Origin of the sequence: Longispora sp. NPDC051575, assembly GCF_040681875.1 — a bacterium.
GTDB lineage: Bacteria > Actinomycetota > Actinomycetes > Mycobacteriales > Micromonosporaceae > Longispora.
Map to the genome: position 1 here is coordinate 309,735 of NZ_JBFAZP010000010.1, position 13,127 is coordinate 322,861.

General features: G+C 69.9%; 13 protein-coding genes. 9 read left to right on the forward strand and 4 right to left on the reverse strand.

The window, feature by feature from the left end; all coding sequences use genetic code 11:
* Window positions 1-6 precede the first annotated feature (6 nt).
* A complete protein-coding gene (locus AB0M43_RS30555; protein WP_363729237.1) occupies window positions 7-552 on the reverse strand; it encodes an NAD(P)H-dependent oxidoreductase in 546 nt (181 codons plus the stop codon).
* Window positions 553-703: 151 nt separating this feature from the next.
* Here AB0M43_RS30555 and purB point away from each other — a divergent pair, with 151 nt between their 5' ends.
* From purB to AB0M43_RS30585, 6 genes are all read left to right on the forward strand, one after another.
* On the forward strand, window positions 704-2,122 hold the full coding sequence (gene purB / locus AB0M43_RS30560) for an adenylosuccinate lyase (RefSeq protein WP_363729238.1): 1,419 nt from the start codon (window positions 704-706) through the stop codon (window positions 2,120-2,122).
* A gap of 297 nt (window positions 2,123-2,419) precedes the next feature.
* Complete coding sequence (gene purS, locus AB0M43_RS30565) at window positions 2,420-2,677, forward strand: phosphoribosylformylglycinamidine synthase subunit PurS (protein ID WP_363729239.1); 258 nt, start codon at window positions 2,420-2,422, stop codon at window positions 2,675-2,677.
* Window positions 2,674-3,357, forward strand: coding sequence for a phosphoribosylformylglycinamidine synthase subunit PurQ (gene purQ, locus AB0M43_RS30570; protein ID WP_363729240.1), 684 nt, complete (start codon window positions 2,674-2,676; stop codon window positions 3,355-3,357). Before purS ends, purQ begins: the two co-directional genes overlap by 4 nt.
* Window positions 3,354-5,591, forward strand: a complete 2,238-nt coding sequence (gene purL / locus AB0M43_RS30575) for a phosphoribosylformylglycinamidine synthase subunit PurL (RefSeq protein WP_363729241.1) — start codon at window positions 3,354-3,356, stop codon at window positions 5,589-5,591. Before purQ ends, purL begins: the two co-directional genes overlap by 4 nt.
* Window positions 5,592-6,350: a 2-phosphosulfolactate phosphatase gene (locus tag AB0M43_RS30580; protein WP_363729242.1), complete on the forward strand. Its 759-nt coding sequence runs from the start codon at window positions 5,592-5,594 to the stop codon at window positions 6,348-6,350. It abuts the gene before it with no gap.
* Window positions 6,351-6,560: 210 nt separating this feature from the next.
* Window positions 6,561-7,181 carry a hypothetical protein gene (locus AB0M43_RS30585; protein WP_363729243.1) on the forward strand — a complete coding sequence of 207 codons (621 nt, stop codon included), beginning with the start codon at window positions 6,561-6,563 and terminating at the stop codon, window positions 7,179-7,181.
* A gap of 51 nt (window positions 7,182-7,232) precedes the next feature.
* On the opposite strand, the gene AB0M43_RS30590 is transcribed toward AB0M43_RS30585, so the two are convergent.
* On the reverse strand, window positions 7,233-8,468 hold the full coding sequence (locus AB0M43_RS30590) for a carboxypeptidase regulatory-like domain-containing protein (RefSeq protein ID WP_363729244.1): 1,236 nt from the start codon (window positions 8,466-8,468) through the stop codon (window positions 7,233-7,235).
* 290 nt (window positions 8,469-8,758) lie between these two features.
* On the opposite strand from AB0M43_RS30590, the gene AB0M43_RS30595 reads away from it, so the two are divergent.
* The 3 genes from AB0M43_RS30595 to purM all read left to right on the forward strand — a co-directional run bounded on the left by AB0M43_RS30595 (window position 8,759) and on the right by purM (window position 11,915).
* Entirely contained in the window at window positions 8,759-9,064 is a 306-nt protein-coding gene (locus AB0M43_RS30595; RefSeq protein ID WP_363729245.1) for a sterol carrier family protein, read from the forward strand.
* Window positions 9,065-9,303: 239 nt separating this feature from the next.
* The gene (gene purF / locus AB0M43_RS30600) at window positions 9,304-10,803 is read left to right on the forward strand and encodes an amidophosphoribosyltransferase (protein WP_363729246.1); all 1,500 of its coding nucleotides are present in this window, start codon (window positions 9,304-9,306) and stop codon (window positions 10,801-10,803) included.
* Window positions 10,800-11,915, forward strand: a complete 1,116-nt coding sequence (gene purM / locus AB0M43_RS30605; RefSeq protein WP_363729247.1) for a phosphoribosylformylglycinamidine cyclo-ligase — start codon at window positions 10,800-10,802, stop codon at window positions 11,913-11,915. The genes purF and purM overlap by 4 nt, the downstream gene beginning before the upstream one ends.
* A 218-nt stretch (window positions 11,916-12,133) precedes the next feature.
* Here purM and AB0M43_RS30610 read toward each other — a convergent pair whose 3' ends face one another.
* Window positions 12,134-12,649, reverse strand: a complete 516-nt coding sequence (locus AB0M43_RS30610; RefSeq protein WP_363729248.1) for an amino-acid N-acetyltransferase — start codon at window positions 12,647-12,649, stop codon at window positions 12,134-12,136.
* Window positions 12,650-12,740: 91 nt separating this feature from the next.
* Entirely contained in the window at window positions 12,741-12,923 is a 183-nt protein-coding gene (locus AB0M43_RS30615; protein WP_363729249.1) for a DUF3073 domain-containing protein, read from the reverse strand.
* Window positions 12,924-13,127 lie beyond the last annotated feature (204 nt).

Sequence of the window (13,127 nt, forward strand, 5' to 3'; positions counted from 1 at the left end):
TGGTCGCTAGACGCGTACCCCCGAGAAGAAGGTGTTTGTCGCACCATCTGAAATGGCCTCGCCAGGGCGGTTGTAGTAGTTGATGAGAGAGCCTCCCCAACGCATGTCCATGTAGTCCGCTGTGAGCTTCAGGGAGTTCACCAACGGGGCGACCGCCTCGGGGGACTCGTTGCTCAGCGCGGTGACCGACCACAACGTCTTGCCCTGCATCCGGTCGCGGAAGTCCACGCCGGGGACGCGCAGCCAGGCGGACCAGTGGTCGAGGTACAACTTGGCGGGCGCGGCGATGCTGTACCAGTAGACCGGCGAGGCGATGACGATGTCGGTGGCCTCCACTGTGGCCTCCAGTAGCAGCTTCGCGTTCCCCTCGGGGGCGGGGTAGACGCCGTCGCCCGAGTGCCGGATGTCCTGGAACGGGTCCAGCGGCAGGTCGGACAGCCGCAGCCACTGCTGGGTGGCGTCCTCGGGCAGCTGTTCGGCCGCGAAGCGGGCCATCGCTTCCGTGTTGCCGCCGTGGCGCGCGCTGGCGAGCAGGAAGAGGAAGTGCCGCATGGCCAACTCCTATGCATGTGCATTATTTGTATGTGCAGAGGAATCCTGCCTTCGGCATTCTGGGCGGTCAATGTTCCGTGGGTCACACCTTCCGGGCTGGCGGGCGCCCCTTCTTGGCTGGTGGGCAGGGTCACAGCCATAGGATGGGGGCGTGCAGATCCCGAATGTCCTCGCCGACCGCTACGCCTCCGCCGAGCTCACCGAGCTGTGGTCGCCGGCGTACAAGATCGTTCTGGAGCGTCAGCTCTGGCTGGCCGTCCTGCGGGCCCAGAAGGAGCTCGGGGTCGCGATCCCCGACGGCGTGATCGAGGCCTACGAGGCCGTCGTCGCGCACGTCGACCTGGAGTCGATCGCCGCCCGGGAGCGGGTCACCCGGCACGACGTGAAGGCGCGGATCGAGGAGTTCTCGGCGCTCGCCGGGCACGAGCACATCCACAAGGGCATGACCTCGCGGGACCTCACCGAGAACGTCGAGCAGCTCCAGATCCTGTCCTCGCTGAAGCTGATCCAGGGCCGGATCGCGGCGACGCTGGCCCGGTTGGGCGAGCGGGCGGGGGAGTACACGGCGCTGACCATGGTCGGCCGGTCGCACAACGTTGCGGCGCAGGCCACCACGCTGGGCAAGCGGTTCGCGAGCGCCGCCGAGGAGCTCCTGATCGCGTACGAGCGGATCGACGACCTCGTCGACCGGTACCCGCTGCGGGGGATCAAGGGTCCGGTCGGCACGGCCGCCGACCAGCTGGACCTGCTGGGCGATCCGGACAAGCTCGACCAGTTGGAGCAGAAGGTCGCCGAGCACCTCGGCTTCAAGCGGGTCCTGACCAGCGTCGGCCAGGTCTACCCGCGCTCGCTGGACTTCGACGTGCTCTCGGCGCTGGCCCAGTCCGCGGCCGCCCCGTCGAGCCTGGCGACCACGATCCGGCTGATGGCGGGCCAGGAGCTGGTGACCGAGGGCTTCAAGGCCGGCCAGGTCGGCTCCTCGGCGATGCCGCACAAGATGAACACCCGGTCCTGCGAACGGGTCAACGGCCTGTCCGTGATCGTGCGCGGCTACCTGGGCATGGTCGGCGAGCTGGCCGGTGACCAGTGGAACGAGGGCGACGTGTCCTGTTCCGTGGTCCGCCGGGTCGCGCTGCCCGACGCGTTCTTCGCCCTGGACGGCCTGTTCCAGACGTTCCTGACGGTGCTCCAGGAGTTCGGCGCGTACCCGGCGGTCGTCGAGCGCGAGCTGGACCGGTACCTGCCGTTCCTGGCCACCACGAAGATCCTGGTCGCCGCCGTGCAGCGGGGCGTCGGCCGCGAGCAGGTGCACGAGGCGATCAAGGAGCACGCGGTGGCCGTCGCGCTGGGCATGCGGGAGAAGGGCGCGGCGGACAACGACCTGTACGACCGGCTCGCCGCCGACCCCCGGCTCAAGCTGACCCGCGCGGAGATCGACGCCCTGGTGGCCGACCCGGGCACGTTCACGGGCGCGGCGGGGGCGCAGGTGGCCCAGGTGCTCGCCCGGATCGAGAAGGTCCTCGCGGCGCACCCGGACGCCACGTCCTACGCGCCGGGCGCGATCCTCTAGCCGGCCCCGCGCCGGACCGGGGCGAGCCGACACCCGGTTCGGCGCGCCCGGGACGGGCGGCCGTGCCGCCGGATCTTCGGAGCCCCGGGCATCGCCCGGGGCTCCCGCCACATGTTCACGATGTGGAAAGTCGCTGCTAAGCGCGTGGAAATGTTGCCGCTGTTCGCGTGAAATGGCGACAGTTGTCCCCAACTACCCAGTGGTGGCCGTCACTGTGCTGGTCAGAGGCGTGGTGATTCACGGCGACCGGTAAGCTCTGAGGCGCTAATGGCTGTGAATTAACGTCAGGAGTGACCCGTGGCGCGCGTCGTAGTCGACGTCATGCTCAAGCCCGAGATCCTCGACCCGCAGGGGCAGGCGGTGGCCAATGCGCTGCCCCGGCTCGGCGTGACCGAGGTGTCGTCGGTGCGGATCGGTAAGCGGATCGAGCTCGAGTTCGTCGGCGAGCCAGACCTGGACAAGGCCCGTGAGATCGCGGACAAGCTCCTGGCCAACACGGTCATCGAGAGTTTCACGATCTCTGTCGCGGACGACAAGGGCCAGGTCGAGAAGTGAAGATCGGGGTAGTCACCTTCCCCGGCTCACTCGACGACGGGGACGCGCGCCGGGCCGCCCGCCTGGCGGGTGCCGAGGCCGTGCAGCTCTGGCACGCCGACGCGGACCTGAAGGGCGTGGACGCGGTCGTCCTGCCCGGCGGCTTCTCGTACGGCGACTACCTGCGCTGCGGCGCCATCGCCCGGTTCTCGCCGGTGATGGAGAAGATCATCGACGCGGCCAAGGGCGGCCTGCCGGTGCTCGGTATCTGCAACGGTTTCCAGGTGCTCTGCGAGGCGCACCTGCTGCCGGGCGCCCTGCTCCGCAACTCCCACCTGCACTTCCGCAACCGGGACCAGAAACTGCGGGTCGAGAACACCTCGACCGCGTGGACCAGCGGCTACACCGAGGGCCAGGAGATCGTCATCCCGGTCAAGAACGGTGAGGGCTGCTACCAGGCCGACGAGCACACGCTCGACGCGCTGGAGGCCGAGGGCCGGGTCGTCGTGCGCTACGTGGAGGGCAACCCGAACGGCTCGCAGCGCGACATCGCCGGCATCCGCAACGAGGCCGGCAACGTCGTCGGGCTGATGCCGCACCCGGAACACGCCACGGAGGCGCTGACCGGCCCGTTCGGCGGCGGTGTCGACGGCCTGGTGATGTTCACGTCCGTTCTCGCGTCGCTGGGAGTCAAAGCATGACCACCGCGGATACCGTCGACCTGGCGGAGAAGACGCCCGACGAGGAGCAGCCGTACGCGGCGCTGGGTCTCCAGCCCGACGAGTACGAGCGGATCCGCGAGATCCTCGGCCGGCGCCCCACCCAGTCCGAGCTCGCGATGTACTCGATCATGTGGAGCGAGCACTGCTCGTACAAGTCGAGCAAGGTGCACCTCAAGCAGTTCGGTGAGAAGACCCCGAAGAACAACCGGATGCTCGCGGGCATCGGGGAGAACGCCGGGGTCGTCGCGCTGAACGACGAGATCGCGGTCACCTTCAAGGTCGAGTCGCACAACCACCCGAGCTTCGTCGAGCCGTACCAGGGCGCGGCGACCGGCGTGGGCGGCATCGTCCGCGACATCCTCGCGATGGGCGCGCGCCCGATCGCGGTCATGGACCAGCTCCGGTTCGGCGCGGTCGACCACCCGGACACCCCGCGCCTCGTGCACGGCATCGTCCAGGGCGTCGGCGGCTACGGCAACTGCCTGGGCCTGCCGAACATCGGCGGCGAGACCGTGTTCGACCCGTGTTACCAGGGCAACCCGCTGGTCAACGCGCTGAGCATCGGCGTGCTGCCGATCAGCCGGCTGCAGAACAAGACGGCGTCCGGCGTCGGCAACGCGGTGATCCTGATGGGCGCCAAGACCGGGCGCGACGGCATCGGCGGTGTGTCGGTGCTGGCCAGCGCCACGTTCGAGGAGGGCTCCGAGGACTCGCGGCCGGCCGTGCAGGTCGGCGACCCGTTCATGGAGAAGCTGCTCATCGAGTCCTGCCTGGAGATCTACGACGCCGGCCTCGTGGTCGGTATCCAGGACCTCGGCGGCGCCGGCCTGACCTGCGCCCTCTCCGAGACGAGTGCGGCCGGTGGCCTGGGCATGCGCGCCTACCTGGAGCGGGTGCCGCTCCGCGAGGCGTCGATGGAGCCGCACGAGATCCTGGCCAGCGAGTCCCAGGAGCGGATGCTGCTGATCGTGGCGCCGGAGAACGTGGACGCCGTCCTGGCGATCTGCGACAAGTGGGGCGTGCTCGGCACCAACATCGGTGAGATCACCGAGGGCGACCGGCTCATCATCTCCTGGAACGACCAGATCGTCGTGGACTGCCCCCCGGGCAGCCTCGCCGACGACGGCCCGGTCTATGCGCGTCCGCTGCGTGAGCCGGCCGACCTGATCCTGCTCCAGGCCGACCGGGCCGAGACCCTGCCCCGGCCGACCGACCTGCGGGCCGAGCTGCTGACCCTGGTCGCCAGCCCGAACCTGTGCGACAAGAGCTGGATCACGGAGCAGTACGACCGGTACGTGCTGGGCAACACCGTGCTCGCCCAGCCCGAGGACGCCGGCGTGATCCGGATCGACGAGGAGTCCAACCTCGGCGTCGCGCTCGCCACGGACGGCAACGGCCGCTACACCCGGCTGAACCCGTACGAGGGCGCGAAGCTGGCGCTGGCCGAGGCGTACCGGAACGTCTCCGTCACCGGGGCCACCCCGATCGCCGTGTCCGACTGCCTGAACTTCGGTTCGCCCGAGGACCCGGCGGTCATGTGGCAGTTCGCGGAGGCCGTGCGCGGCCTGGCCGACGGTTGCCTGGAGATGGGTATCCCGGTCACCGGCGGCAACGTCAGCTTCTACAACCAGACCGGTACCGTCGCGATCAACCCGACCCCCGTGGTCGCGGTCCTCGGCGTGCTGGACGACGTCACGAAGCGCACCCCGATGGGCTTCGCCGAGGCGGGCGACACGATCGTCCTGCTCGGCGAGACCCGTGAGGAGCTGTCCGGCTCCGAGTGGGCGTGGGTGCGGCACGGTCACCTGGGCGGTCAGCCGCCGAAGGTGGACCTGCTCGGGGAGATCAAGCTGGCCGACGCCCTGCGCGTCGCCGACCTGGTGTCCGCGCACGACCTGTCCGACGGCGGTCTGGCCCAGGCCCTGACCGAGTCCGTGCTCCGGCGCGGCGTCGGCGCGACCGTCGAGCTGCCGGGTGACGCGTTCGTCGACCTGTTCAGCGAGTCGGCCGGCCGGGTGCTCGTCACGGTCAAGGACGTCGAGGCGCTGCGCGCGGTCGTCGGGGACATCCCGCTGACGGTGCTCGGCACGACGGGCGGCGACGCCCTGACGGTGCGCCGCGAGGGCCCGGGCGCCGTCAACACGCAGTTCGAGATCCCGCTGACCGAGCTGGCGGAGGCCCACCAGGGCACTCTGGCCCGATTGTTCGGCTGAGTGTCCGAGGCGCCGGTCACGCAACCCGGGAGCGGGGTCCGCTTCGACTGGGGGCTGACCGGCGCCGCCGAACTCGGCAGGATTTGTTCTGTTCTGGTCGTGGTGGACGTTCTGTCGTTCACCACGTCCGTGAGCGTCGCGGTCAGCCGCGGCACCCGGGTGTACCCGTTCCCGTGGGACTCCCAGGCCGCCGAGTACGCGCGCCGGATCGGGGCCACCGTCGCCGCCGCCCGGCGCGGGGCCACCCCGAAGCACCCGTGGTCGCTGTCGCCGGCCGCGCTGGCCGGGGCCCCGTTCGTGTCCGACCTGGTGCTGCCCTCGCCCAACGGCTCGGCCATCTGCTCCGCCGCCGGCTCCACCGGGGTGCCGGTGGTCGCGGGCTGCCTGCGCAACGCGCGCGCCGTCTCCCGCTGGCTCCTCTCCCAGGGGTACGGCACGGCGGACCGCCCGATCGGCGTCATCGCGGCGGGCGAACGCTGGCCGAACGCGACCCTCCGCCCGTCCGTGGAGGACCTGCTCGGCGGGGCCGCGATCCTCGACGGCCTGGTGACCGCCGAGGGTGGCCTGTCCGTGGAGGCGGCGGTGGCCCTGGCCTCGTACTCCGGTGTCCCGGACATCAGCGCGGCCGTCCGGGGCAGTGTCTCGGCCGGTGAGCTGCGGGACATGGGCTTCGCGGCCGATGTGGACATCGCCACCCAGCGCAACGTGTCCGACGTCGTCCCGATCCTGCGCAACGACTCGTTCATCCCGGCCGTCTAGGCCCGCCGCGCCATCCGGCGAGCATGCCCCCGGCCCTGCGCCGTCCACCCCGCCACCCTGCGCGCCCGTCCGGCCCGGCCATTGCGCCCCACCCGGCCCACCTCGTCCGAGCCTGTCCCGGCCGCCATGTGCCCTGTTCAGTCCGGTTCCCCGGGCGCTTTTCTGATTCCGGTGCGGATCCGCCGCGCCGGAACAGCAAAGGACACAGCGATGTCGGTACTCAAGAAGAAGGTTCTGCCCCTGCTCGTCGTCGGGGTCGCCATGGCCGGCCTGATGGTCGGACTGAGCAGCGCCGCGAGCGCCTCCACGGACACGATGACGGCCGAGGCCACCTCGATCGCGACGGCCGCCGGCAAGAACCCGGACCAGAAGGCGGCCGACTGCCGGGCCAGCAAGACCCTCACCCTGCGGCAGAAGGTGGCCTGCGTCGCCACCAGCCAGCTGGGCGTCAAGGAGGACGGCACCCGGACCCGCAAGCCCACCAACTGCCAGAAGTACTTCAAGGACTTCGGTTCCACCCTGAACTGCAACGACGACGTCAACGGCCAGTGGTGCGCGGCGTTCACCCGCTGGGTGTGGACCAAGGCGGGCGTGAAGCCGGTGCCCGCGTCGTTCGGGGTCGACGGCTGGCGTGCGTCGCTGACGGGCACGAAGTCCCCGCAGGTCGGTGACGTGGTGCTCAAGCCGCAGCACATCATGATCGTGGTGAAGGTCGAGAAGGTCGGCAAGAAGACCGTCGTGCACACCATCGACGGCAACGGCGGCAACGACGACGTCCGCAAGAAGAGCCACACCCTGGGCGCGTTCAAGTACGCCAAGATGGGCTCCTAGAACAGCGTCAGGGCCGCCCCGGATGACCGGGGCGGCCCTGAAAACGCGTGACTAGTCGTCCAGCCAGTCCAGCGGGCGGCGGTTCTCCGGCTGGCGGGGGCCCGGCTGCTGGCCCTGCGGGGGCTGCTCCGGCCGGTACTGCTGGGTGCGCTCCTCGTGCTGCGCCGGCTGCGCGCCGTACTGCCGGGTCTGGTCCGCGTACGGATCCGCCGCCGGCCGGCCGCCGTACTGCTGGGTGGGCGGCGCCGCGTACGGGTCCGACGGGCGACCGTACTGCTGGGTCGGCGGAGCGGCCGCGGGCGGGGCCGCGTACGGGTCGGCGGGCGCACCGTACTGGTCCGTCCGGCCGCCGTAGCCGCCGCCGTAGGGCGCGGGATCCCCGTACGGGTCGTCCACGACGAGCGGGCCCTGGTGCATCATCGTCGGCGAGTCGTCGGCGGCGGGCCTGCGGCTCGGGGTGCCGCCCGGGCCGCCGTACACGGTCGGGGTGGGCGGGGCGGCACCGCTGTCGTCGTCGTCCTTGCCCTTGCGGAGCAGGAAGAAGATCGCCGCGCCACCGCCACCGATCAGCAGGACGCCGAAGGCGACGATCAGCCAGGTCAGCAGGCTAGTGCCGCCGTCACCCTTACCGGTCTTCGGGTCGGCCTGCGGGGACGAGGAGGCCTCCGCGGACGGGGCGGCGGACGGGGCGACCGAGGCCGAGGCGCTGGCCGAGGCGCTGGGCGAGGCCGACAGCGCGAGCTTGACGTCGGCGTTCGTGATCGGCTGGTCGGCCACGCCGGTCCGGGTCAGCTTGCCGATCGCGAAACCGGACTTGCTGACCTGGATGGAGATCGTGCCGACCTTGAACGGGTCGCTGCGCACGTCGATGACGTAGGCGCCCTGCTCGTTGGTCGTGGTGCCGCGCACCTTGCCGGTCGAGTCGGTGGCCTTCACGTCGGCGCCGGTGACGGCCGCGCCCGCGGCGTCGGTGACCGTTCCGGTGACGCCGAGGATGCCGCCCTGGGTCGCACCGGTGAGCTTGACGTCAATGTCCTTGTTGACATTGCTGCCCGTGGTCGGGTTGAACGAGATTTCGACCTTGCCGGCGATGGACTTCCCGTTGGGGATGTTCGAGGCTGCCGGCGGACCGACCTTCACAACAAAGCTCTTGTTGCCCGTGACTTGGCACTCGACCGTGTGGGTGCCCTGAGGTGTGCAGCCGCCGGAATCTGCGAAACCGACCTGTGCGTCGATCAGCGAGGGCGAGAGCCGGAGGGTGAGGACACCGCCGGCGGGGTTGCTCACGGAGCCTGTCACGGTGACCCGGGCAGACTGTGCCGCGCCTCCTACGGTGATTTGCATCGACGATGGGTCAGTTGTGACTGATACGTCGGCCGCTAAAGCCGGAGATGCGGCCAACGCCACACTGCCGACGATGAGTGCGCCGACGACGCCGATTCGCGTCACCCATGCCGCTCGGTGCGTGCCCACGTTTCCCGCCTCCTGGTCAGCCTTCCCCCCGCATTACCACCGTCGTGCACTATACGGCGGACCGGGGAGGTGTTGCCGCTCGCGCCCGGAGCTATGGTCGGTTCATGCCTGTTCATGACGCGAATTCGGTCGGCGATGAGAAGAGCGCCACTCGTTTGTATCTCCAGGAGCTGGCGAAACGGGCCCCGGGGAGATCGGTGGAGGTGCGCGTCCCGCCGTACGGGGCGGTGCAGTGCATCGGTGGTCCCAGGCACACCCGGGGCACCCCGCCGAACGTGATCGAGACCGATGTCCCGACGTGGCTGGCGCTCGCGCGGGGCGAGCTGGACTGGGCGGTTGCCGTGGCGGCGGGGCGGGTCCGGGCGAGCGGGTCGCGGGCGGATCTCTCCGAGTACCTCCCGTTGGTCTGACGTTAATCTTGTCACAGGCAAACAGTACAAATAGAATAAAAAGGATTGTCGTGATTATATTCCCCAAATTGGGGTACGGCAAAAAGTCCTAATTATGGCACTCAATCACTGGCGTGAGCCCCTTGTCACCCGCTATGGTCAGTGACGAAAAGCGGCTCAGCGGTGGCCCTCTGGCCAGCACAGGGGCTCGCGTAGACTCACGGACGACGGCTATTCCCCCTCTCTGCGAGGAGCGGCACGTGCGCCGAGGCGACGGGCAGTTGACCCATGACCTCGACCCCCAGGACCAGGGACCACAGGACGCCTGTGGGGTCTTCGGCGTCTGGGCCCCCGGCGAAGAGGTCGCCAAACTGAGTTACTTCGGGCTGTACGCGCTGCAGCACCGCGGCCAGGAGGCTGCGGGCATCGCGGTGAGCGACGGCACCGGCGTGACCGTGTACAAGGACGTGGGTCTCGTTTCCCAGGTCTTCGACGAGTCCACCCTCGGAAGTCTGCACGGGTACCTGGCGATCGGCCACGCCCGCTACTCGACCTCCGGCGACTCCACCTGGGAGAACGCGCAGCCGACTCTCCGGTCCACCAGCGCGGGCACCACGATCGCGCTGGCCCACAACGGCAACCTGGTCAACAAGGCCGAACTCGCCGCGCAGGCCGCCGAGATCAGCCCCGGCGAGCTGGGCACCAGCGACACCGGCAGCCTGGCCACCCTGCTCGCGGGGTATCCGGACCTGTCCGTCGAGGCCGCCGCGATGAAGGTGCTGCCCACCGTCAAGGGCGCGTTCAGCCTCGTCTTCATGGACGAGAACACGCTGTACGCGGCCCGCGACCCCCAGGGCGTCCGCCCGCTGGTCCTCGGCCGGCTGGAGCGCGGCTGGGTCGTGGCCAGCGAGAAGTCGGCCCTCGACATCGTCGGCGCGAGCGTCGTCCGGGAGATCGAGCCCGGCGAGCTGATCGCGATCGACGAGGCGGGGCTGCGGTCCGAGCGGTTCGCCGCCGCGGACCCCAAGGGCTGCGTCTTCGAGTACGTGTACCTGGCCCGCCCGGACGCCACGATCTCCGGCCGCAACGTGTACGCGGCCCGGGTCGACATCGGCCGCCAGCTCGCCCGCGAGTTCCCGGTCGACGCGGACCTGGTCATCCCCACCCCCGAGTCGGGTACGCCGGCCGCGATCGGCTACGCCCAGGAGTCCGGCATCCCGTACGGGGTCGGCCTGGTCAAGAACGCCTACGTCGGCCGGACCTTCATCCAGCCGTCCCAGACGCTCCGCCAGCTGGGCATCCGGCTCAAGCTGAACCCGCTGCGCGACATCGTGCGCGGCAAGCGCCTGGTCGTCGTCGACGACTCGATCGTGCGCGGCAACACCCAGCGGGCGATCGTCCGGATGCTCCGCGAGGCGGGCGCCCTGGAGGTGCACGTCCGGATCTCCTCCCCGCCGGTGAAGTGGCCGTGCTTCTACGGCATCGACTTCGCCACCCGCGCGGAACTCCTGGCCAACGGCCTGGACAACGACGGCATCCGCCGCTCGATCGGCGCCGACTCGCTCGGCTACGTGTCGATCGACGGCCTGGTCGCGGCCACCGAGCAGCCGAAGAACCGGCTGTGCAGGGCCTGCTTCGACGGGGAGTACCCGATCGAGCTGCCGCAGGACAACCTGCTCGGCAAGCACCTGCTGGAAACCCTCAGCAAGCGTCGCGAGGACTCCTCGCTGACCACCGGCCCTCATAGGGGAGAGTCATGACCCACGCCACCGAGGACGTGAAGAAGATCCGGGAGCCGTGGAACGGGGGCAAGCGCCGCGGCGGCCCGTCGTACGCGGACGCGGGAGTCTCGATCACCGCTGGTGAAGAGGCCGTCGAGCTGCTGAAGAGCAAGGTCCGCAAGACCTACCGGCCCGAGGTGGTCGGCGGGATCGGCGGCTTCGCCGGACTGTTCAAGCTCGACGTGCAGAAGTACAAGCAGCCGCTCCTGGCCTCCTCCACGGACGGCGTGGGCACCAAGCTCGTCATCGCCCAGCAGATGGGCATCCACGACACGGTCGGCATCGACCTGGTCGCGATGATCGTGGACGACCTGGTCGCCTGCGGGGCCGAGCCGCTGTTCATGCAGGACTACATCGCCTGTGGCGAGGTCGTGCCGGCCCGGATCGCGGAGATCGCGGGCGGGATGGCCGACGGCTGCCGGTACGCGGGCTGCTCCCTAGTCGGCGGCGAGATCGCCGAGCACCCGGGCGTGATGCGCGCCGACGAGTACGACATCTCCGGCACCGCCGTGGGCGTCGTCGAGGCCGACCTCGTGCTCGGCCCGGAGCGGGTCCAGCTCGGCGACACCGTGATCGCGATGCGCTCCAGCGGCCTGCACTCCAACGGGTACTCCCTGGTCCGGCACGTCCTCCAGGGCGTCGGCCGGATGCGCCTGGAGTCCGTCGTCGAGGAGCTGGGCACCCAGCGCACCCTCGGCGAGGAGCTGCTCACCCCGACCCGGATCTACGCCAAGGACTGCCTCGAGCTGATCGCCGAGTGCGACGTCCGCGCGTTCGCGCACATCACCGGCGGCGGCATCCCCGGCAACCTGGACCGAGTCCTCCCGCACACCATGGACGCCGTCGTGGACCGTTCGACCTGGCGCCCGCAGCCGATCTTCGAGCTCGTGCACGCCAAGGGCAAGATCGAACTGGCGGAGATGGAGCGGACCTTCAACATGGGTACCGGGATGATGGCGGTCGTCTCGGCGGCCGACACGGACCGGGCGCTCGCCCTGCTCACGGCCCGGGGCGTCGAGTCCTGGGTCGTCGGCGAGGTCGTCGAGGGCACCGGCGTCGTCCAGATGATGGGCGACTACACCCGGGGCTAGACCAGCACGGACAAGGCCCCCGCACACCGTGTGGGGGCCTTTCCAGATCCTTTTCCGGGTACGCGGCGCGCCGGAGCCCTGCGCCCGGCCCGACTCCGCCCGGCCCGACTCCACCTGGCCCCGCCGAACCGGCCCCGCCCGACCCAGCTCAGCTCAGCTCAGCCCAGCTGAGCTCAGCCCAGCTGAGCCCAGCCCAGCTGAGCTCAGCCCAGCTCAGCTCAGAGCAGCTTCAGCATCCGGGTGTTGCCCAGGGTGTTCGGCTTGACCCGTTGCAGGTCGAGGAACTCCGCCACGCCCTCGTCGTGCGACCGGAGCAGCTCGGCGTACACGGAGGAGTCGATGGGGCTGTCCTCGATCGGGGCGAACCCCTGCCGGGCGAAGAAGTCCACCTCGAAGGTGAGGACGAAGACCCGCCGGATGCCCAGGTCGCGGGCGGTGTCCAGCAGTTCGGCGACGAGCCGGCGCCCGATGCCCGCCCCGGCCAGGGTCGGGTCCACGGCGACGGTGCGGATCTCGGCCAGGTCGCGCCAGAAGACGTGCACGGCGCCGCAGCCGACGACGCTGTCGGCCCGGGCGGCGACGCGGAACTCCTGCACGGTCTCGTACAGGGTGACCGCCGGTTTGGTGAGCAGTCGGCGGTCCGGCGCGTACATGTCGATGAGGCGTTTGATGCCGGGCACGTCCGAAGTACGCGCCCGGCGGATTGCTATACGGTTAGCCGCATCATCATGCACAGGTAGATGCTACTCCGCGCCGACGACGGAGCGCACCGCCCTGGTCGGACGGCGCGCTCTCGCAATGACTGGTGAAGCTGACGTGCGGTGCTCAGCGCTGGGTGGGTGCCCAGGGGTCGTCGTCGTCCTCGTCGAGGTCGTCGCGCTCCCCGGCTGGCTGCGAGTCTCCGCCTGCCAGCTCGCGTTGCAGCTTGTCGAAGTCCGTAGTGGGGGAGGAGTACTTCAGCTCCCGGGCCACCTTCGCTTGCTTGGCCTTAGCACGGCCGCGCCCCATGGCCGACCCCCTCGCACAGAAGAACGGGGCGGCCCCAAAGAGGCGGGCCCCGAAGACGTCAGGTTATCTCGTGCAGACAACACTACAGCGCCCAGGCGACTTGCAAAATCTCGCCCCACCGGCGCGCCCGAGGGATCGCGGGCAGTTCAGCTACTTTTGTCCGAACTGCCCAGCAATCCCACCGGGTTAACGACGTCACACCTG